Origin of the sequence: Bradyrhizobium canariense, assembly GCF_019402665.1 — a bacterium.
Taxonomy (GTDB): Bacteria; Pseudomonadota; Alphaproteobacteria; order Rhizobiales; family Xanthobacteraceae; genus Bradyrhizobium; species Bradyrhizobium canariense.
Genome location: NZ_VSST01000122.1, coordinates 1 through 18,656, shown reverse-complemented (window position 1 = coordinate 18,656; position 18,656 = coordinate 1). Strand labels below are relative to the sequence as shown.

21 protein-coding genes and 1 pseudogene are annotated in these 18,656 nt (G+C 64.7%); 18 read left to right on the top strand and 4 right to left on the bottom strand.

What is annotated here, in order from left to right; translation table 11 throughout:
* Positions 1–115 (top strand): annotated as a pseudogene (locus FXB41_RS41385) (SDR family NAD(P)-dependent oxidoreductase); the annotation flags it as partial.
* A gap of 346 nt (positions 116–461) precedes the next feature.
* Here the strand turns inward: FXB41_RS41385 and FXB41_RS40035 are convergent.
* Entirely contained in the window at positions 462–866 is a 405-nt protein-coding gene (locus FXB41_RS40035) for a response regulator (RefSeq protein ID WP_219685673.1), read from the bottom strand.
* Between the two features lie 82 nt (positions 867–948).
* Between FXB41_RS40035 and FXB41_RS40030 the strand changes: the two genes are divergently transcribed.
* The 12 genes from FXB41_RS40030 to FXB41_RS39975 all read left to right on the top strand — a co-directional run bounded on the left by FXB41_RS40030 (position 949) and on the right by FXB41_RS39975 (position 11,086).
* A complete protein-coding gene (locus tag FXB41_RS40030) occupies positions 949–1,956 on the top strand; it encodes a chemotaxis protein CheB (protein WP_219685672.1) in 1,008 nt (335 codons plus the stop codon).
* Between the two features lie 10 nt (positions 1,957–1,966).
* Positions 1,967–2,233 carry a hypothetical protein gene (locus FXB41_RS40025; protein WP_219685671.1) on the top strand — a complete coding sequence of 89 codons (267 nt, stop codon included), beginning with the start codon at positions 1,967–1,969 and terminating at the stop codon, positions 2,231–2,233.
* A gap of 170 nt (positions 2,234–2,403) precedes the next feature.
* A complete protein-coding gene (locus FXB41_RS40020) occupies positions 2,404–5,571 on the top strand; it encodes a CheR family methyltransferase (protein WP_219685670.1) in 3,168 nt (1,055 codons plus the stop codon).
* Entirely contained in the window at positions 5,571–6,317 is a 747-nt protein-coding gene (locus tag FXB41_RS40015; RefSeq protein WP_007603201.1) for a Crp/Fnr family transcriptional regulator, read from the top strand. The genes FXB41_RS40020 and FXB41_RS40015 overlap by 1 nt, the downstream gene beginning before the upstream one ends.
* A 96-nt stretch (positions 6,318–6,413) precedes the next feature.
* On the top strand, positions 6,414–6,665 hold the full coding sequence (locus FXB41_RS40010) for a hypothetical protein (RefSeq protein WP_245286057.1): 252 nt from the start codon (positions 6,414–6,416) through the stop codon (positions 6,663–6,665).
* A gap of 358 nt (positions 6,666–7,023) precedes the next feature.
* Entirely contained in the window at positions 7,024–7,230 is a 207-nt protein-coding gene (locus FXB41_RS40005) for a hypothetical protein (RefSeq protein ID WP_007603205.1), read from the top strand.
* 2 nt (positions 7,231–7,232) lie between these two features.
* Positions 7,233–7,433 (top strand): hypothetical protein, encoded by a 201-nt coding sequence (locus FXB41_RS40000; protein ID WP_007603207.1) that lies wholly within the window; start codon positions 7,233–7,235, stop codon positions 7,431–7,433.
* 80 nt (positions 7,434–7,513) lie between these two features.
* Positions 7,514–8,590 carry a flavodoxin family protein gene (locus tag FXB41_RS39995; RefSeq protein WP_219685669.1) on the top strand — a complete coding sequence of 359 codons (1,077 nt, stop codon included), beginning with the start codon at positions 7,514–7,516 and terminating at the stop codon, positions 8,588–8,590.
* On the top strand, positions 8,587–9,492 hold the full coding sequence (locus FXB41_RS39990; protein WP_219685668.1) for an NAD(P)/FAD-dependent oxidoreductase: 906 nt from the start codon (positions 8,587–8,589) through the stop codon (positions 9,490–9,492). The genes FXB41_RS39995 and FXB41_RS39990 overlap by 4 nt, the downstream gene beginning before the upstream one ends.
* An 18-nt stretch (positions 9,493–9,510) precedes the next feature.
* Positions 9,511–10,455: a cation diffusion facilitator family transporter gene (locus FXB41_RS39985; RefSeq protein ID WP_219685667.1), complete on the top strand. Its 945-nt coding sequence runs from the start codon at positions 9,511–9,513 to the stop codon at positions 10,453–10,455.
* A gap of 101 nt (positions 10,456–10,556) precedes the next feature.
* On the top strand, positions 10,557–10,886 hold the full coding sequence (locus FXB41_RS39980) for a four-helix bundle copper-binding protein (RefSeq protein ID WP_007611368.1): 330 nt from the start codon (positions 10,557–10,559) through the stop codon (positions 10,884–10,886).
* A gap of 11 nt (positions 10,887–10,897) precedes the next feature.
* Positions 10,898–11,086, top strand: a complete 189-nt coding sequence (locus FXB41_RS39975; RefSeq protein WP_219685666.1) for a hypothetical protein — start codon at positions 10,898–10,900, stop codon at positions 11,084–11,086.
* Between the two features lie 20 nt (positions 11,087–11,106).
* On the opposite strand, the gene FXB41_RS39970 is transcribed toward FXB41_RS39975, so the two are convergent.
* Positions 11,107–11,364 carry a hypothetical protein gene (locus tag FXB41_RS39970; protein WP_007603214.1) on the bottom strand — a complete coding sequence of 86 codons (258 nt, stop codon included), beginning with the start codon at positions 11,362–11,364 and terminating at the stop codon, positions 11,107–11,109.
* Between the two features lie 286 nt (positions 11,365–11,650).
* Between FXB41_RS39970 and FXB41_RS39965 the strand changes: the two genes are divergently transcribed.
* Positions 11,651–12,025, top strand: coding sequence for a hypothetical protein (locus FXB41_RS39965; RefSeq protein ID WP_007603215.1), 375 nt, complete (start codon positions 11,651–11,653; stop codon positions 12,023–12,025).
* A gap of 3 nt (positions 12,026–12,028) precedes the next feature.
* On the opposite strand, the gene FXB41_RS39960 is transcribed toward FXB41_RS39965, so the two are convergent.
* Together FXB41_RS39960 and FXB41_RS39955 are read right to left on the bottom strand one after the other, a co-directional pair.
* Complete coding sequence (locus tag FXB41_RS39960) at positions 12,029–13,348, bottom strand: polysaccharide deacetylase family protein (RefSeq protein ID WP_219685665.1); 1,320 nt, start codon at positions 13,346–13,348, stop codon at positions 12,029–12,031.
* Positions 13,349–13,539: 191 nt separating this feature from the next.
* The gene (locus FXB41_RS39955) at positions 13,540–14,313 is read right to left on the bottom strand and encodes a polysaccharide deacetylase family protein (RefSeq protein WP_219685664.1); all 774 of its coding nucleotides are present in this window, start codon (positions 14,311–14,313) and stop codon (positions 13,540–13,542) included.
* Positions 14,314–14,429: 116 nt separating this feature from the next.
* On the opposite strand from FXB41_RS39955, the gene mgtE reads away from it, so the two are divergent.
* The 4 genes from mgtE to tolA all read left to right on the top strand — a co-directional run bounded on the left by mgtE (position 14,430) and on the right by tolA (position 18,413).
* On the top strand, positions 14,430–15,851 hold the full coding sequence (mgtE, locus tag FXB41_RS39950) for a magnesium transporter (RefSeq protein WP_007603218.1): 1,422 nt from the start codon (positions 14,430–14,432) through the stop codon (positions 15,849–15,851).
* Between the two features lie 163 nt (positions 15,852–16,014).
* On the top strand, positions 16,015–16,362 hold the full coding sequence (locus FXB41_RS39945; protein WP_035994747.1) for a helix-turn-helix domain-containing protein: 348 nt from the start codon (positions 16,015–16,017) through the stop codon (positions 16,360–16,362).
* A gap of 172 nt (positions 16,363–16,534) precedes the next feature.
* On the top strand, positions 16,535–17,353 hold the full coding sequence (locus FXB41_RS39940; protein WP_007603220.1) for an aldo/keto reductase: 819 nt from the start codon (positions 16,535–16,537) through the stop codon (positions 17,351–17,353).
* Positions 17,354–17,402: 49 nt separating this feature from the next.
* Positions 17,403–18,413, top strand: a complete 1,011-nt coding sequence (gene tolA / locus FXB41_RS39935) for a cell envelope integrity protein TolA (protein WP_007603222.1) — start codon at positions 17,403–17,405, stop codon at positions 18,411–18,413.
* Positions 18,414–18,656 lie beyond the last annotated feature (243 nt).

The window sequence follows — 18,656 nt, the reverse complement described above, 5'->3', positions numbered from 1 at the left end:
CATCGTGACCGGAATGAAGAACAAGATCCAGACCACAATCGCCAACGTCACGCCGAACGAGATGTTGGCCAAGCAACATCGCAAGATGGCGGAGCCGGGCACGGCGAAGTCGTAGAACGATGCTCTCGCAATCTCTGCTGGGCGGTGCGGCCGATCCCGCAGACAGACACAAAGGAGCACGCCGATTCACATAGCCTAATGCGCAAAGCTCCCCGAGCCCTCAGACTGGTTCGGCTGGAAAAAGGGGGCTGCGATGCCGATGGATCGCGTCGAACAGGCCTTTGTCGCAACGGCAATCACGGGTTTTCTGGTGATGATGGCGGCGATCGTCTGGATGATGATGGGCTGATACCGGGGAGGGCTGCTGTTTGCGGATCGCATTGCCCTATGCTGCGGTGCTTTTGTGCCTGGCGGTGACCGCTTGGCTCGCTTTCGCGCATCTGTTCTGATCGCCGTCCGGCTCAACCGTTCGGATCGGAGATGAGCGCCGCCAGCCGCTGCGCCATCGCAGGCAGATCGATCGGTTTCTCCAGGATGGGCACGTCGTGGAATTCCGGACTGATCGCGACCTTGTCGTATCCGGTCGTAAAAATGAAAGGTATGTTCCTTGCCTTCAGTTCGCGCGCCACAGGAAAGATCATTTCACTGCGGATGTTCACGTCGAGCACAGCGGCATCCAGGATGCCGCCGTCACGCAGGATACTGAGCGCGTCATCGAGATCACCGACCGGCCCCGCGACCTCTGCACCGAGCGCCTGACATGCCTTGCCGATGTCATCGGCGAGAAAATATTCGTCCTCGACAATGAAGATGCGCCGCCCGCTGAGCGGCGACCGTGGACCTGACGATCCAGCCGAAATCGCCATGGTACCTTCCATCCCTTGCCTTCCATAGGAACATTGGGCGGTGACCCGCCTTGGTATAACGATACAACCGATAGTGGGTTCCATGAGCAACCGCGACATCATCGTCATAGGTGGCTCGGCCGGCGCGACCGCGCCGCTGAAGCAGATCCTCGGCCGTCTCCCGCCCGATCTGCCCGCGGCGGTGTTCATCGTGCTGCACATCCCGGCGCAGGGCATCGGCATTCTCTCGACGGTCGCCAGCAGCGCCGGCCCGCTCCCGGTCCGGCAGGCCGAAAATGGCATGAAGATCGAGCCCGGCCAGGTTTATCTGGCCGCACCGGACCATCATCTGCTGCTATCCGAGGATCACGTGTTCCTCGGGCGCGGTCCGCGCGAGAACATGGTCCGGCCGGCCATCGACGCCCTGTTCCGCTCGGCCGCCATCAACTACGGCCCGCGCGTCATCGGTGTGCTCCTCAGCGGCCTGTTGTCCGACGGTGCGGCCGGTCTCAACGCCATCAAGCGTTGCGGCGGAACCTCGGTGGTTCAGGACCCCTCGGACGCCATCGCCGATGAAATGCCAAGAAGCGCCCTGGAGGCGACCATCATCGATCTTTGCGTCCCTGGCGCCGGCATGGGCGACGTTCTGTCGGATCTCGCCAGGGAGGTTGCGGGTGCCGCGCTGCCGATCCCGCCCGAGATCCGGCTCGAGGTCGAGATCGCGGCGGGCGAGCGGATCGGCAGTGACAGTCTCGTCTCGATGGCCGATCCGGTTGCGCTGACCTGTCCGGCCTGCGGGGGCGTGCTGTCCGAGATGAAGGAATCGCACCCGATGCGCTTCCGTTGCCAGGTGGGCCATGCCTTTGCCGCCGACATCCTCGCAAAAGAGCAGGAGGGGCAAGTGGATGAAGCCCTGCGGGTCGCACTGCGCATCATTGAGGAGCGGGCTGAGTTGGTGCAGCGCATGGCCTCGGACGGACGGCGCAACGGCCGGCCTGCGGTTGCCGAGATGTACCAGGCGCGGGCTGCCGAATATCGCGAATATGCCGACATGATCCGGAGGGTCGTGCTAAAGTCGCTCGATCCTCCGGTTCGCAAGCGGGAGGCCTGAGGAGGTCGCCATGACCATTTCCCTCGCCGAATGGACCGAGCAGCTCGATACCGAGCGCCGCCATCTGATCAAAGCCGATCGGGATATCGAGGAGGGTTCGCAGCGCATCCGCGATCAGGAGGATCGGATCCGTGAACTCAGTGCCGGTGGCCACGACGCCGGCCAGGCGGAGCGGTTGGTCGAGGTGCTGAAGCAGACCCTGACGGAATGGCTCCGCCACCGCATCCTGATCGAGCAGCGGATTAGCTATCTCCGGCAGCAAGTCGGTCCGGAGTGATCCAGGGGGCGTTGGCAGGCCGCCTAAGCTCCATGCCGAACACCCAATGCTCGCCGTACGGAACGCAGCGTGACGTTTCCGCCTTGCGCCTGTTGGGATAATATCAATTCTGCTATTTCCGGCGAGCGGGCGTCCTCTGGTTCCCGTCACTGAATGAGGCTATCGAGACCATGCATGAAATCGGCGACCAGCCGGTCGAAAGAGAGCGCCAGACCAGGTCTCCGCTGATCATCGGGGTGGGCGCCGCGCCGACAGCTCTGGATAGCGTCGAGCGGTTCTTTTCCAAGCTGACCGTGGGCGCCGACCAGGCCGTCGTGCTGGCGTTCCAGCATCATGAGGCCCTCGACGAGCCGCGGCTGCGCCAGATCGTGCGAAATTCCCACGGTGGCAAGATTTCCGACGTCGGCAATGACCAGACCATCGAGGGTGGCACGATTTATCTGTGCCCGCCCGCGATGATCACGACGATCCACGGCGGTCGCTTCGGCGTCCGCCCGGCCGAGCAGGCGCCCGGCGAGCGGGCCACGATCGACAGCTTCCTGGTGTCGTTGGCGGAAGAACGCGCCGAGCAATCGATCGGCGTGATCCTGTCCGGCATCGGCGGCGATGGCACACTGGGTACCGCGACACTGAAGGACCACGGTGGCCTTGCCATCGCCGAAAAAGGCGCGAGCGACGAGGCGGATCATCTGAAGGACGCCGATACGCCGGCCGCGATCGCCGACTACGTGCTGACCGCCGAAGACATCGCCGAGCACATTCAGGTCTATGCCCGTCATCTGCGCCGGCTGGAGGAGAAGCAGGGGTTCGACGAGGTGCTGGCCGCTGCAGCGACCTCGCTGTCGCGCATCGCCGACATCCTGCGCAGCAAGACCGGCAATGATTTCCACGGCTACAAGCAGAACACCTTCCTGCGTCGCGTGCAGCGGCGGATGCAGGTGGTCCAGATCGGCGACATTTCCGCTTATGTCGATTTCCTGCGCAACGACCAGGACGAGGCGCAGCACCTCTTCAACGACCTCTTGATCGGCGTCACCGAATTCTTCCGCGACAACCGCGAATTCGAGGTGCTGGAGAGCCAGATCGTCCCGAGGCTCTTCGAAGGCAAGGACGCGAGCCAGCAGGTTCGCGTCTGGGTGCTCGGCTGTGCCACCGGGGAGGAGGCCTATTCGATCGCTATCCTCCTGCGCGAGTACATGGCCAAAATGGACTCGCCACCGCAGGTTCAGATCTTCGCGACCGACATCGACGGACGGGCGCTGGCGGCTGCGCGCGTCGGCCGCTATCGCACCAAGATCGAAGCGGAGATGACCGGCGAGCGCCTGGCGCGCTGGTTCGTGCGCGAGGGTGATACCTATTGCGTGGTCAAGGAGCTGCGCGAGATGTGCATCTTCTCGCAGCACAACGTCATCAAGGACGCACCGTTCTCGAAGCTCGATCTCGTCTCCTGCCGCAACCTGCTGATCTATCTGAATGCCGAATTGCAGAACCGGGTGATCCCGCTCTTTCACTTCGCGCTTCTGCCGGATCGTTACCTGTTCCTCGGCAATTCCGAGAACGTGACGCGGCATCCAAAACTGTTCGTACCGGTCGACCGCCGCGCCCGCATCTTCAAGAAGCTCGAGACCGGAACGCGGCTGCCGCCGGAATTTCCGATCACGACCGCCGCGGGGAAGGCAAACCTCGAGATAGCGCCAGCGCGCTCCTTCCGCCCCGACATTGGGCTGGAGCGTCGCGCGCAGCGGATCGCGGAGCGCTATGCGCCCGCCTATGTCATTGCCGACAGCAACTTTCAGGTCCTGCACTTCTCCGGGCGCACCGGACGCTACATCGAGCCGACGGCAGGCGCCGCCACGCTCGATCTGCTCCAACTCGTCCACCGCGATCTCCGCCTGGACCTGCGCGCGGTGCTCAGCCGCGCGTCGGAGACGAACGAGCCGGCCCATGCCGAGCAGGTTCAGCTCGGCGCCAACGGCCAGCACATTCCCGTCGACATCACGGTGGAGCCGATCCAAGAGGGCGGCAGTGGCGATCGCAATTTCGTCGTCCTGTTCAAGGACGGCCCGGTGCGCGCCATCGATGCCGACGAAGGCAAGCCCAATGCGTTGGTGCAGACCGAGCATGTCGAGCGTATCGAGGGCGAGTTGCGGGCGACGCGGGAGCGCCTTCAGGCAACCATCGAAGAGCTCGAAAGCACCAACGAGGAGCTGAAGTCCTCGAACGAGGAATACCAGTCGCTCAATGAAGAGCTTCAGTCCGCAAACGAAGAACTGGAAACCTCACGCGAGGAACTGCAGTCGGTCAACGAGGAATTGACCACCGTCAACGGCGAGCTGGCTCACCGCGTCCAGGAATTGACGCGCGCCACCAGCGACCTCGAGAATTTCCTGGAGAGCACGCAGATCGCGACCGTATTCCTCGACAACGATTTGCGCGTGATGAACTTCACGCCGGCGATTACGCAGGTTCTGCATCTCGTCGAAACCGACAGAGGCCGCCCCATCGCGCACATCAAGGCCCGCATCCCGATCGAGGAGCTCTATGACGACATTCGCGGCGTGCTGCGGACGCTTGCCATCGCCGAGCGCGAGCTGAGGGATCCGGACAGCGGCACGCGCTACATCGTGCGCATCCTGCCCTATCGCAGCATCGACAACTTCATCGCGGGGGTCGTGATCACCTTCGTCGACATCACCGCCATTACCCGCGCCGAGGAGCGGCAGCGCCTGCTGCTGGCCGAGCTCCAGCATCGGGTCCGTAACACGCTCGGCGTGGTCCGCTCGATCGCCCGTCGCACGGCCGATAGCAGTTCGACGGTCGAGGAGTTTGCGTCCCATCTCGATGGCCGGCTCAACGCATTCGCCCGAACCCAGGCGTTGGTGACCCGCGATCCCGAGGGCGGCGTTGATCTCGAATACCTCGCGGTCGAGGAGCTGCTGGCCTATAATGCCAGGGAAGGTGAGCAGGTACGGGTCAGCGGCCCCACGGTGCGTTTTCAGTCGAAGGCCGCGGAAACCTTCGCCCTTGCCATTCACGAATTGGCGACCAACGCGCTCAAATACGGCGCCCTGAGCCGGCCGACTGGTCGCATCGAGATTTCCTGGCGCCTCGAGCAGGGCACCGACCCGGCGGAGCTGGTGTTCGAGTGGCGGGAGCGCGGTGGGCCGCCGGTTGCGCCGCCGCCGCACAAAGGATTTGGGGCCGAGCTTCTGGAGCGCACACTCGCGTTCGAGTTCAAGGGGCAGACCAGGTTGGCATTCAATCCGAGGGGACTGGAATGCACGATCACCATGCCCCTCAGCAAGCGGGCGTTTCATACACCGGCGGTGGCCAACTGATGCCCTTGTCGACGCTAGATCGCAGCCAGGTGGACCCGGTCATTCGCCGGCTAAACGTGCTGAGGCCGTTGTCGATGGAGGCCCGCACCTCGCTCGAATACGCAATGCTCGAAGGAATCCAGCGTGCAGGGGCGGGCGAGGATCTGATCTCGGAGGGCGATCCGGTCGACAGCGTGCGCCTCGTGCTGTCGGGCTGGCTCTGCCGCTACAAGACGCTGGAGGACGGCCGGCGCCAAATTGTCAATTTTCTCTTTCCCGGCGAAAGTTGCGACGCGCACGCGTTCCTGTTGTCGGTGATGGATCATTCCATAGCGGCGATGACGCCGGTCGTCTACACCGAAATCAAGCGCGCGCGGTTCGAAGGTCTCGTGGCTGCCGACCGCGCGCTGGCGGAAGCATTCTGGTGCGAGACGCTCGTCAACAACGCGATCCAGCGCGAATGGGCCATCAATCTCGGCCGCCGGGTGGCCTTTGAACGCGTGGCCCATCTGTTCTGCGAGATCATCGAGCGGCTGCGTCCTGTCGGGATGGTCGAGGGCAATTCCTGCGTGATGCCGGTGACGCAGATGGATCTTGCGGACGCCACCGGCCTGTCGGTGGTCCATCTCAACCGCACGGTTCAGGAGCTGCGTGCCTCCGGCCTGATCGTGCTGCGCGATCGCACGCTGACCATCACCGATCTCGATGCGCTCAAGGACGCGGCGCTGTTCTCGCCGAGCTATTTGCAACTCTATCGACGGGCCTAAGCGTCTTCTCGGCTGTTCCGAGATACTTGATCCAGGTTAGCGTTCGCGGATGTTTTTTGAGCGGATGGCTGATTTTGAGTAATTGACGTAACTTACGTGAAGGCGGTTTCATCCCGAATCTTCTATCGTCGTTCGATGAACGACGTCCTGCTTGCCCGCGCTGAGCGCGCGATCGAAGCGAGCCGCGCCCTCCGGGCGCAGCGCAGAGCGGTCGCGGATCAGCTTGATGACGCCACGCGCGAGGTGCGCCGGGTGGTGATGGAAAGCGCGATGTTGCGCTCGGAGCTCAAGGCCCTTCGCGACAACCGGGAACAGCAGGATCTCAGACACCGCGTGCCGTCGGAATAGGAGCCGACGACATCAAACGCTAGCATGCGCCGGGATGGGTGCCTCGCTCAGCGCCGCTTCGCTGCTTTGGATCGCCTGTTGTAAGGCGAGCGGTTGACGGGCTTGAGCGAAATGCCTTCGCGCTGCGCCTTGCTGCGAATGGCCGCGACCGGGTGATGCTTCGCCGTTTCGTTTCGCATCGGCAAAATCACGCACCGTTAACTTATTGAAATGCCGGAACCTGCGGTTGCGGCCGAAGCTGTGAACGCTGCCGGGCTGGGCCGCCCCGACCGGCACGAAACTCTGGCCCCGGCGCCGACCTCCCGCCGGGGCCAATTCCTCCCAATTCCTTCCATCTGAAGGGCTTTGTGAAAGTACAATGACCGCGAAACGCAACCGCAGGAAACAGACCCAATCGCTCCAGGAGCGGTTGGTGGCATTCGCCGAAGCCGCTCGCGAGCGCGCGCGCAGCCTGCCGCCCGGCAAGGAGCGTGACATGCTGCTTCGGCGCGCCAAGCAGAACGAGGTGACCTCCAACCTGACGGACTGGCTGAGCGAACCCGTATACCCGAGACGGGGAGGGTGACGATGCGGAGCATCAAGCACTACCGCGCGTTCCAGATCGATCCGGACGGGCATGTGTTTGGATGCATCAACCTGGTCTGCGACAATGATGAGCAGGCCAAGCGCGAGGCCGCCTCGCTCGTGCTGGTGCACCGCATCGAACTGTGGCGGCTGGACCAGCGCATCGCGCAGTTCGATGTGCCGCCGGAAGTTGTCCGCCAGTAGGGCGACGAGAGGAGAGCGAGAAGGAACCGCGCGCTGCGCCCCGGGTTGGTCGGACTGTACCGACCTCGCGAGGAGCCAGCATGACGGAAGCCGACATTCGCAAGGGGATGCCGCCCGTCAAGCTCTCGCGCGAGGCCTTCGAGCGCCGCTACCGGAGCCGGTTCGTCGATCCCGCCTTTGCACCGCTCCAGCGCGAGCTCGACGCCATCGTCGGCGCGGCCTGGGATGCCTACAGCAATTCACGCAAGGCCCCGCTGACGCGAAAGGCGGGCGCAGGATTCTCCGATCCCGATTACGACATCGCCGTCGACTGGCTCGATGCGCGCGCGAAGATCCTGGCGGCGCAGCGACGCCATGACGACGCGGACGAGACGCCGCGCATCCTCATCATCAACGGCTCGGCCCGTAGCGAGCACACCTGTCCCGGCGAGATGTCCAAGACCTGGCGTCTGGTCGAGCTCGCCGAGCCGGTCTTTGCCGAGCTTGGGCTTGCCGTCGACGTCCTCGATCTATCGCGCCTGGCTTCGGAGTTCGGCAAGACGATCCATCCCTGCAAATCCTGCGTCGGAACCGCGATGCCGCTCTGCCACTGGCCGTGCAGCTGTTATCCGAACTATTCGCTGGGGCAGACCGACGACTGGATGAACGATATCTATCCGCTCTGGATCGCGGCCCACGGCATCCTGATCGTGACGCCGGTGAACTGGTATCACGTGCCCGCCGGGCTCAAGGCGATGATGGATCGCATGGTCTGCGCCGACGGCGGCAATCCCGATCCGACCTCGACCCACGGCAAGAAGGCGGACGAAGCCAAGGCGCTGGAGCTGAAGGGCTGGTCTTATCCGCGCCATCTCGCCGGCCGTCATTTTGGCCTCGTCGTTCACGGCGATGCGGTCGGTGCCGAGGGCGTGCGCCGGGCCTTGTCGGATTGGTTGACCGATATGCAGCTGATCTCGGCGGGCCGCTTCGCCGAGCTCGATGGCTATGTTGGCTACATGGAGCCATACGCCACCTCGCACCGCGACCTCGATGACGACAGGGCATTCCAGACGGAGGTGAAGAACGTCGCGCGCGCGCTCGGCAATGCGGTCCGGCTGGCGCGGAGCGGACAGCTTCGCGCGCCCGGTGCGGGCCTGTCGGATCCAAACCCCAAATGACGGCGAATGATCAGCCGTATGATTGCCTGATCGTCGGCGGCGGCCCCGCCGGGCTGATGGCCGCGATCTATCTCGCGCGATTTCGGCGCCGCGTCTGTGTCGTGGACGCGGGCGCGAGCCGGGCGGCGCTGATCCCGCGCAGTCACAATGTGCCGGGCTTCGTCCACGGCCTGTCCGGCACCGACCTGCTCGCGCGCATGTCCGCGCAACTGGGCGAGCTCGCGGTCACGCGGGTGGCCGCCGAAGTCACCGCCTTGCGGCGAGACGACCAGGGTTTTCAGGCGATCTGGAACGGCGGCGCGGATACGGCTGCTACCGTCATCCTTGCCAGCGGCATCGTCGACGCCCATCCGCCGTTCGACGAATGGCGCGCGGCGGTCGCAGACGGGCTGTTGCGCTACTGCCCCGTTTGCGACGCCTACGAGGCGATCGGCCGTCGCATCGGCATCGTCGGTCCGCTTCACCGTGCCGCCGGCAAGGCGCTCTTCATGCGCGGCTACTCGCGCGACGTGACGTTGCTGGCAACGGGCGAGGATGACGGGAAGGCCGCGGCACCGGAGCTGAATGAATCGGGTGTCGAGATCGTCGTCGCGCCCGGCCTGCGCCTGAGGCGGAGAGACGACGGCGTCGAAGCCGTCTTCGCCGACGGCCGGACGGCGCAATTCGACACGGTCTATCCCGTGATGGGTGCGGAGGTGCGCTCGCATCTCGCGACGAATCTGGGGGCCCAACATACCGGGGAGGGTTACCTGAAAGTCGACGATCATCAGCGCAGCTCGGTCGACGGCCTCTACGGCATCGGCGACATCGTCACCGACCTGCACCAGATCTCGGTCGCGTTCGGCCACGCCGCGGTCGCCGCCTGCACGATCCACCACAGCCTGCCGCGGCGGCTGGCATGAGGAGCGGGGTATCGGACATTGGCAACAGAATCATCCTCGAAGACCGCGGTCTATGCGGCGCTCTTCGGCAACGTCCTGGTCGCGGTCACGAAGATCGGCGCCGCCGCGTGGACAGGAAGTTCGGCCATGACGAGCGAGGCGGTGCATTCGCTCGTCGACACCACCAACGAGATCCTGCTGCTCTACGGCTATCGGCGCGCGAGCCGTTCGCCCGACGAATCCCATCCGCTCGGCTATGGGCGCGAGCTGTATTTCTGGAGCTTCATCGTTGCGCTGCTGATCTTCGCGCTGGGCGCCGGTGTCTCGCTGTATCAGGGCATTCTGCATGTCGCCGCACCCGAGCCGATCGAAAGTCCGATCGTCAGCTTCGTGGTGCTTGGGCTGTCGTTCCTGTTTGAAGGCGGCTCCTGGCTGGTTGCCCTGCGGCGCTTCAGCTCCGACGGCCAGCGGTTCGGATATTATCAGGCCTTCGTTCGCAGCAAGGATCCTCCGGCATTCATGGTGCTGCTCGAGGACAGCGCGGCGCTGGTCGGCATCGCCATTGCTGCGGCGGCCACTGCGGCCGCCGTAGTGCTGAGCCAGCCGGTCTGGGATGGGATCGGTTCGATCCTGATCGGGATATTGCTGGCGATCGTGTCGATCGGTCTCGCGCGCGAGAGCAAGAGCCTGCTGATCGGCGAGCCTGCCGATCCGGAGCTTGCGCGATCGGTCCTCGACATCGCAAGGCGTTCGCCCGGCGTGCTCAGGGCCAACGGCCTTCTGACGGTGCAGCTGTCGCCGGTCGAGGTCGTTGCGGCCCTCAGCATCGAATTTGCGGATGACAAGCGCGCCGACGACATCGAGCGATGCGTCGTCGCGATCGAGACCGAGATACGCAAACGCCATCCGAGCGTGGCGGCGCTGTTCATCAAGCCGCAGACCGACGCCCGCTACCGGGCGGTGCGCGCGAGGCGCTACGGCTAGCTGCGCGAAGTTCCCCCGACGTCACAATCGGCACGACGGCAGGAACGATCACAACATCCCCCTGGTTGACCGGGGCAGGGGGCGAGCACTGGAGAAACCGGATGGCTCAATCCGAAGACATGACGCGCTGCATCGCGCTCTGCATGAGCTGCTACCAGACCTGCCTCGGCACCGCGATGAACCATTGTCTCGAGACCGGCGGCAAGCACGTCGAGCCCAAGCATTTCCGCCTGATGATGGCGTGCGCCGAAATGTGCCGGACAGCGGCGCATTTCATGCTGATCAACACGCCGCATCACCGGCACACATGCGGCGAATGCGCGGAAATTTGCAGCGAATGCGCCGAGGATTGCGAGCGGGTCGGCGGCATGGACGAGTGCGTCGCCATGTGCCGCTCCTGCGCGCAATCCTGTCGTGCGATGGCGGCCTGAGGACGAAGCCCATGCTGGAAGAGAAACTCACGGAAGCCATCGTCGCGGAGCTGCAGCGGCAGGCGGCCAACCGGCCGCAATTGCTGAAGGTCGAACGCGCGGACGATGCGAAAGCCTCGGAGGAGCTGATCGTCAACGGCAAGATCGACTTGGCCGCGCTGGTCATGGTGATCGCGGGATCGGTCGCCGGCGGGCCTTAAGTCCGGCCGTCAACGCGCCCTCAGCCATATTCCTCGCCGATGCCGTATTCCCGGTAGATCTCCAGCGGATCGAGGTCGGGAAACAGCCGGCATTTGGCCTGGGCGAGATGCAGGCTCACCGCCGCCGGCTCCTTGCCGTTCGAGAGCATCTTGCGGATGTCGTCCATATGCGCGCTCGGCTGGTGCTTGGTGTCGAGCTGCTCCAGCGCGACCAGCGCGGTCGCCAGCGCCTCGGTCAGAACCCAGTCGTCGTGGCCGGTGATTCCCTTCTTCGGCATCGGCAGACCCCATATGTGGCGGCGCCAGTCTATCGGGACTTCCGCCAAATCTCCATGGAGCCGTTGCAGCCAGCAGGCGCGGAAGGGGCCGGCGGCCGTGCTCCGGCTTGCATTATGGCCGGGCGTGGCTAAAAGGCGGCATTGCCGGGGCAATAGCATCTTTGGTGAAACAAAGTTGGCGTAGACCGGCCTGCATGGCATTCGGGCCGGCTATTCCGGTCTGGCCCCCTGATCCCCGCATTCGCAACACGGTCCGGTTGCACCACCCTTCAAGGCTTGAGCCCGCATGGTCTTTCTAAGCTTCGTCTACCGCTTCGTGACCAACTTCGCATTCATGGCGATGGTCTATTTCAGCCTGAATTTAATGGAGAAATACCAGAACCGGGCGATCATCGCGATTCTGGTGCTGATCTATACCGGCATGCGCGCAGCTTCGACGCTGCGGGCCTTCTACTTCTACCAGAAGATCGAGCGGCTGGAGGCTGAGACCAAGCGGCTGCAGGGCCCGATCAATGACGGCGCGGGCGGAACGAACGCGCGCAGGCAGGTCGTGGTTGACGTCGCCCGGCTGCGGCGCGACGGCGAGGTCAAGTCCTATATGGACCTGTTCTTCCTGGCGCTGATCGTGTTGCTCTGCGTCGCCAACATCATGCGACAGTAGGCTCTACTGCGCGCGCTTCTTCAGGCTCGCCACACGGGTCGGGCGCGGCGCAGTGCTCTTTGGCGCGGCGCTCTTGGGCGCAGTGCTCTTGGGGGCAGTGCCCTCGGTCTCTGCGGCATGCTTCGGTGTGCCGTGAGCAGCGCGCGCGGTGCGGGCAGCGCGCGCCTTGCCGGCTTTGCCCTTGGCCGCACGGGGCGTCTCGGCCGCCATTGCCAGGCGTGTCGCGACGCGCCGCGACAACGTCGTCGACAGCAGCACCTCGACAGAGCCCTCGGGGATTGCAAAGAGATCGCGGGCGGGCACGGGCAGGGTGGCCGCGACATTGGCGAGCGCCATGGTCTTGCGCGGCAGCAGCGGTTGATGCGCGGTCTGCGCGTTGAGGTCGGCCAGCGAGGGCGCCGGAAGCGTCTTGGTCTGCGCGAACACGAAATTCGGCACGGCGGGCCAGCGCGCGATCGGTGTGGTCTCGGTCGGCGGATGCAGCAGCCATTCCACCGGCGTGGTCGGCGTCGCCGGCTGCTCGGCGGTCGCGGGCACCACGTGCACGATGCGATAGCCGCGCGCCTTGAGGTCGCGGATGATCTTCGGCAGGGCCGCCACCGTGCGGGCCTGGATGTCGTGCAGCAGCAGGATGCCCTTGCCCTTGGCCTCGAGCCGCTGGATCGCGAGCTGATAGACGCGATCGGAGGACACATGGCGCCAGTCGTCGGCCGGGAAATCGGCGCTCCAGACCTGGATCCCGCGCGAGATCAGAAGGTTCTCGACGCCGTCGGCGCGCATCAGGCCGGGAATGCGGAAAAACGGCGCGAGCTTGGACGGATCGGTCATTGCGGCCGATGTCCACTCGATGCCGCCATTGATCTGCGCCTCGGCCTTGTCGAGCGGCATCCGGTCCATTGTGAGCGGATGCGTCATGCTGTGCGTGCCGACGGTATGGCCCGCGGCGACCAGCTTGCGCACGCCGTCCGGGTTCGCCTTGGCCTGTTCGCCGATGATGAAGAAGGTCGCCTTGATGCACTCGTCGGCGAGGATCTGCAGCACCTGGTTGGAATATTTCGGCAACGGACCGTCGTCGAAGGTCAGGACGACTTCATGATCCTTCAGCGGCAGCGTCTCGCGGTACTGCATGGTGCCGATGCGGGGATGCTCGTGCGGATCGACCACGAGGGTGCGGGACGTGCCGAGTGCGTCCGGACGGCCGGGGCAGTCGGCCGCAATGGCCGGCGAGCCGATGGTCAGGACACCCAAAAATCCGCCTAGGAATCCGCCAAGGCAAAGGACGATCCACGATCGCGTCCGAGCAACAACGCTACTTCCGATCATGAACCCGGTCTGCCCTCTTACGCGATTGCCGCCATAGTAGGTCGGAGACATCTGCAAACGGTTCAGGCGCAAGGAACCGTAACCCAGGACTCTGCCGCGACAAGTCCCCTTGATACTTGCATGGCTTAGCATGAACAGACTGTTAATAGGGCCAAAATCACCCCATTTTGCGCCGGCGTGACATTCCGGCATCAACGGGCGTCGGCGCTCTTCTGTGATGTGCCCGCCGGCACGATGTGAACCACCCGATACCCGTTCTCCCTCAGATACCGCAGGAAGGCCGGCATGATCGCGGCCGTGCGCGCCTTGGGATCGTGGAACAGGATGATACCCTTGCCGGCGGCGGCTAGGCGCTCGGTGACGAGCTTCAATTCCTGCTCCGGCGTCATCTCGTTCCAGTCGCTGGCCCACAGGTCAGCCCCGAACACCACGATGCCGCGGGACTGGAGCAGGTCGAGCTCGGCTTGCGTGGCTTCGAAATAGGGGAAGCGGAAGAACGGGGTCGCGGGTGTCGTCGTCGGCGTGCCGTGCAGCGCCATCTCGACGGCGGCAATGCCGCGATCGATCTCGCTCTTCGCCTTGTCGAACGGGATCCGCGCCATGAACGGATGCGAGAAAGTGTGGTGACCGATGCTGTGGCCCTCGCGGGCGATGTGCTTGACCATGTCGGGGTGTTCGGAGGCGTGCAGGCCGATCAGGAAGAAAGTCGCGCGCACGCATTCCTGCGCCAGTGCCGCCAATACCTTCGACGTCGTCGGCGAATGCGGTCCGTCGTCGAAGGTCAGCACGACCTCGTGATCGGCGAGCGGCAACGTCTGCGGAAAGCTCTTCAAGCCCACGCGCGGCGTGGTCTTGGCGTCGACGCTCAGAATGCGGGAGGTGCCGAGCGCGTCCTTGCGCGGGCACTCGGCGGCTTCAGTCGAGGCGGTGCCGGCGAGGGCGGCGAGCGCTGCGCCTGCCGACATCGAGGTCCACCTCAATCGAAGCATCTTTGTCATTGCGCTCAGAGTTGCCTTGTGGGTATTGCCTGAACCGTCAGCTCAGACCACTCGTTTCAACCTGTCGAACGGCGAGGCGCGCCATGGATGAACATCTGGACGGTGCCGCGTCTGCTGCGGAATCGGTACTCGACCACGTGCCGATGCGCAATGAAGACGGCGAGATTCGTCACGAATTCGTCGCGGAAATTGCCCATGCGATCGAGGCCGGCGACAGCGCCGCGCTGCGCGCCTGCGTTGCCGAACTGCACGAGGCCGATCTCGGCGATCTCATCGGGGCTCTCGAGCCTGACGATCGGGTCCGCCTGGTCGAACTGACGGGGCGCGATTTCGACTTCTCCGCGCTGAACGAGCTCGACGAGGGCGTGCGCGAGGAGATCCTCGAGGAACTGCCGCCGCAGACGGTCGCGGAAGGTGTGCTCGAGCTCGAATCCGACGACGCGGTCGAGCTGCTGGAAACGCTCGATCAGGCCGATCAGGAGGAGATCCTCGAGAAGCTGCCGCTCAAGGAGCGCGTCGTGCTCGAGCGCAGCCTGCTTTATCCGGAAAACTCCGCCGGCCGCCGGATGCAGACCGAGTTCATCGCCGTGCCCCAGGATTTTACCGTGGGGCAGGCGATCGACTACATGCGCGAGACGCCGGATTTGCCTGACCGCTTCTACGAGATCTACGTCGTCGACAAGGAGCAGCATTGGCAGGGCGCGGTCTCGCTCGACGTGCTGCTGCGCGCCCGCCGCCCGGTGGCGCTTGCCGAGCTGACCGACGAGGATCGCCGCCGCGTCTCCGTCCTGGAGGACCAGGAGGAGGTGGCGCGCATGTTCGGCAAGTACAATCTCGTCGCAGCCCCGGTGCTCGACACCCAGGACCGCCTCGTCGGCGTCATCACCGTCGACGACGTCGTCGACGTCATCGAGGAAGAGGCGGACGAGGACCTCAAGGCGCTCGGCGGCGTCAACAGCGACGAAGAGCTGTCCGACACCGTGTTCACCATTGCACGCGCACGGTTCAACTGGCTGCTGGTCAATCTCGCCACCGCCTTCTTGGCGTCCTCCGTGCTTGGCCTGTTCGAGGGGCAGCTTGAGAAGATGGTAGCGCTCGCCGTGCTGGCGCCGATCGTCGCGAGCCAGGGCGGCAATGCCGCGACCCAGACCATGACGGTCGCGGTGCGGGCGCTGGCGACGCGCGAGCTCGGCTCCTCCAATGCCTGGCGCGTGGTGGTGCGCGAGGGCCTGGTCGGCCTCGTCAACGGTCTCGCCTTTGCCGTGATCACGGGAATCGCGGCGGTGGCCTGGTTCAGGATCCCGGGCCTCGGCATGGTCATCGGGCTCGCCATCATCGTGAACCTCTTCGCCGGCGCGCTCGGAGGCATCCTGATCCCGATGGCGCTCGAACGTGTGCGAGCCGATCCGGCGGTGGCGTCAGGCACGTTCGTGACAACGGTCACCGACGTCGTCGGCTTCTTCTCCTTCCTCGGCATCGCGACCTTATGGTTCGGGCTGAGGTAGGAGCTGTTGAAATCCGTAGCCTGGATGGAGCGAAGCGTAATCCAGGGCCGCTGCGTCGGCTCGAGAGATGCCCCGGATCGCGCTGCGCTCCATCCGGGCTACTGGCCATCATCTTTAATCCGAACTTAAGCGAGCTGCCGCATCATCGTTCCCGCTTGGGGGAATGAGCATGCGTGTGCGGCTGAAGGCGGACGGACGGATCGTCGAGTTGCGGGATGGGCAGGAGTTTCCGGTCCAGCCGTTTCCAATCCAGCCCTTTCCGATCCAGCCCTTGCCAATCCAGCCTGCGGCCAGCGCAGCGCCGGCCGAAGCCAGCTCGCTCGCCGTGCGCGATTTGCGTCGCCGCGCCTGCCTGACCCAGATGGAGTTCGCGGCTAAACTCGGCGTTCCCGTCGAGACCATCCGCAACTGGGAGCAGGGCAAGCGCGCCCCGCGGGGACCCGCCCGCGCGCTGCTCGCCGTGATCGCGCATGCGCCCGAGACCGTGTTCCAGGCGCTCGCCAAAGCCTGAGCTGAAGGCCTGTCGTCGAGGCTTGGCGTCAAGGTCTGGCGCGAACCTCCCGTTAGCATTGCGCGCAAGATCCGGCCCGGCGGTCGGTGCCGCCCGTTGGCAGCGTTGCCAGCCGGGTTCATAATGACGCCTGGATCATGATTTGGGGCGACCGCGACAGAGAGGATTCCTCATGCTGTTCGTCGAGACCAATGGCGCAAGAATACCGGCCATCGGGCTGGGAACCTGGGAGCTGAGCGGGCGCATGTGCGCGCGTGTGGTCGAGCAGGCACTGCGGCTCGGCTATCGCCACATCGATACCGCACAGGTCTACGACAATGAGCGCGAGGTCGGCGACGGCTTGCGCGCCTCCGGCGTGCGCCGCGACGACATCTTCCTGACGACGAAGGTCTGGACCAACCATTTCGCGCCTCACGATCTCGAACGCTCGGTCAAGGAGAGTCTGGTGCGCATGCGGCTTCCCTCCGTCGATCTCTTGCTGTTGCACTGGCCCAATTCGCACGTGCCGCTGGAGGAGACGCTGGGCGCGCTGTCGCATGCCAAGCGCATGGGCCTGACCCGCCACATCGGCGTCTCCAATTTCACTGTTGCGCTGATCGAGCAGGCGGTGGCGTTGTCGCCGGAGCCGCTGGCCTGCAACCAGGTCGAATACCACCCTTATCTCGACCAGGCGAAGGTGAGGGCTGCCTGCGATCAGCACGGGCTCGCGCTGGTCGCCTACAGCCCGATCGCCAGGGGGCGGATCAAGACCGACCAGACGCTCGCCGAGATCGGGCGTCTGCATCACAAGACGCCGGCGCAGGTCTGCCTGCGCTGGCTGGTGCAACAGAATGTCGCTGCGATCCCGCGCACCTCGCGCGTCGAACGCCTGTCGGAAAACATCGAGATCTTCGATTTCGAGCTTTCGGATGACGAGATGGCCCAGATCGCTGCGCTGGCCAGTCCCAGGGGCCGCCTGACCGATTTCGGCTTCGCGCCAAAATGGGATTGAGAGGGGGCTGCCGTATGCTAGGACCAGCTTGGCAACCTGAAGTCAGGCGATGGAACTGCGGAAGATCATACGGACGGACATTGCAGCGTCGGCGATCGCCCATCTGACGCTGGTCGCGCTGATCATCGTGATCAGCGAAGTCCATCCGTTTCACGCCAACCCGCCCGAATCGGTTTCCGTCAGCATCGTGACGCCGGAGCAGGTGAAGCAGGAGGAGGCCAAGGCCGAGGAGAAGGCCGAAGAAAAACTCAAGGCGAAGCCGCCGGAGCCGATCCCTGACCTGAAACTACCGAAACTGGATTTCACCGACAAGGACAAGGCGGCAACCGCGCCAAAGCCCGAGGCGAAGCAGCAGGCCGCGGCACAATCCTCGAAGCAGCAAGCCTCAAAGCAGCAGGCCTCGCCTGAACCGCCGCAGCAGAAACAGCCGCAGCCACAGCCTTCACAGACGCCGCAGCAGCAGCGCGAGGCAAATGCGCAGACGCAACCGCAGCCTCAACAGCCACAGCCTCAGCCATCGCAGTCGCCGCCGCCTCAGGCGACTCCGCAGCCACCTCAGCCCCCGGCGCCACAGCTCCTGCCACAAGCGATGCAGCAGCCAGAGGCCGCGCCGCCCCCGGCCTATCAGGCGCCGGAGCCCGACGTCACCGTCAAGTACGGCGTCATGCTGGGCCTGCCGCCGGAATTGCCGACGGAGCTGTCGAAAGACGCCCCCAAGGACGATGGCGGCGATGCCAAGGATTCAATCGCGGCCAAGCTGCCGGCCGAAATCATCGCCGAGCTGCGTCGTCACTTGCGAAGCTGCGCCAAGCTGCCGGCGGGGGTCGCGCCGACCGACACCGTCAACATCAAGCTGCGCACGGTGCTCGCGACCGACGGCACACTGGCGCGCGAGCCGATCCTGATCGAAGCCCCGCCATCCGCAAAGGGCGTGGCGCTCGTGAAGTCCGCCATGAGCGCGCTTCAGGCCTGCCAGCCCTACAAGATGCTGCCGGCCGACAAATACGGGGAATGGAAGGTGATGGATCTGCCGTTCAGCCCGCGGGATTTCGGCGGATAGCAGGTAGTCAAGTAGCCTGGATGGAGCCAACGGGTCGGCGCGAAGCGCCGCCCGATGACAGGCTCCGCGCAATCCAGGGCCGCTCGCGCTGCGTTTCGCACCTTCCCGGATTACGCTGCGCTCCATCCGGGCTACGCGACCGCGCCTGTGTCGCTCCTCTGTCAATCCGCTCACGCAAATATATTCCGCTTTACCGAAATTCGGTTTTGGCGTATGTGTCGCGCATCCCGGCTCATCCTTGAG

Excerpts from the sequence above, each read along its gene's own strand:
- FXB41_RS39965 (WP_007603215.1), top strand. The coding sequence starts at position 11,651 with ATGGTCTTTCTAAGCTTCGTCTACCGCTTCGTGACCAACTTCGCATTC.
- FXB41_RS39995 (WP_219685669.1), top strand. The coding sequence starts at position 7,514 with ATGACGGAAGCCGACATTCGCAAGGGGATGCCGCCCGTCAAGCTCTCG.
- FXB41_RS39960 (WP_219685665.1), bottom strand. The coding sequence starts at position 13,348 with ATGATCGGAAGTAGCGTTGTTGCTCGGACGCGATCGTGGATCGTCCTT.
- mgtE (WP_007603218.1), top strand. The coding sequence starts at position 14,430 with ATGGATGAACATCTGGACGGTGCCGCGTCTGCTGCGGAATCGGTACTC.
- FXB41_RS39945 (WP_035994747.1), top strand. The coding sequence starts at position 16,015 with ATGAGCATGCGTGTGCGGCTGAAGGCGGACGGACGGATCGTCGAGTTG.
- FXB41_RS40030 (WP_219685672.1), top strand. The coding sequence starts at position 949 with ATGAGCAACCGCGACATCATCGTCATAGGTGGCTCGGCCGGCGCGACC.
- FXB41_RS40005 (WP_007603205.1), top strand. The coding sequence starts at position 7,024 with ATGACCGCGAAACGCAACCGCAGGAAACAGACCCAATCGCTCCAGGAG.
- tolA (WP_007603222.1), top strand. The coding sequence starts at position 17,403 with ATGGAACTGCGGAAGATCATACGGACGGACATTGCAGCGTCGGCGATC.
- FXB41_RS40000 (WP_007603207.1), top strand. The coding sequence starts at position 7,233 with ATGCGGAGCATCAAGCACTACCGCGCGTTCCAGATCGATCCGGACGGG.
- FXB41_RS40015 (WP_007603201.1), top strand. The coding sequence starts at position 5,571 with ATGCCCTTGTCGACGCTAGATCGCAGCCAGGTGGACCCGGTCATTCGC.
- FXB41_RS40035 (WP_219685673.1), bottom strand. The coding sequence starts at position 866 with ATGGCGATTTCGGCTGGATCGTCAGGTCCACGGTCGCCGCTCAGCGGG.
- FXB41_RS39990 (WP_219685668.1), top strand. The coding sequence starts at position 8,587 with ATGACGGCGAATGATCAGCCGTATGATTGCCTGATCGTCGGCGGCGGC.
- FXB41_RS39975 (WP_219685666.1), top strand. The coding sequence starts at position 10,898 with ATGCTGGAAGAGAAACTCACGGAAGCCATCGTCGCGGAGCTGCAGCGG.
- FXB41_RS39980 (WP_007611368.1), top strand. The coding sequence starts at position 10,557 with ATGGCTCAATCCGAAGACATGACGCGCTGCATCGCGCTCTGCATGAGC.
- FXB41_RS40025 (WP_219685671.1), top strand. The coding sequence starts at position 1,967 with ATGACCATTTCCCTCGCCGAATGGACCGAGCAGCTCGATACCGAGCGC.
- FXB41_RS39970 (WP_007603214.1), bottom strand. The coding sequence starts at position 11,364 with ATGCCGAAGAAGGGAATCACCGGCCACGACGACTGGGTTCTGACCGAG.
- FXB41_RS40020 (WP_219685670.1), top strand. The coding sequence starts at position 2,404 with ATGCATGAAATCGGCGACCAGCCGGTCGAAAGAGAGCGCCAGACCAGG.
- FXB41_RS39955 (WP_219685664.1), bottom strand. The coding sequence starts at position 14,313 with ATGTCGGCAGGCGCAGCGCTCGCCGCCCTCGCCGGCACCGCCTCGACT.
- FXB41_RS39940 (WP_007603220.1), top strand. The coding sequence starts at position 16,535 with ATGCTGTTCGTCGAGACCAATGGCGCAAGAATACCGGCCATCGGGCTG.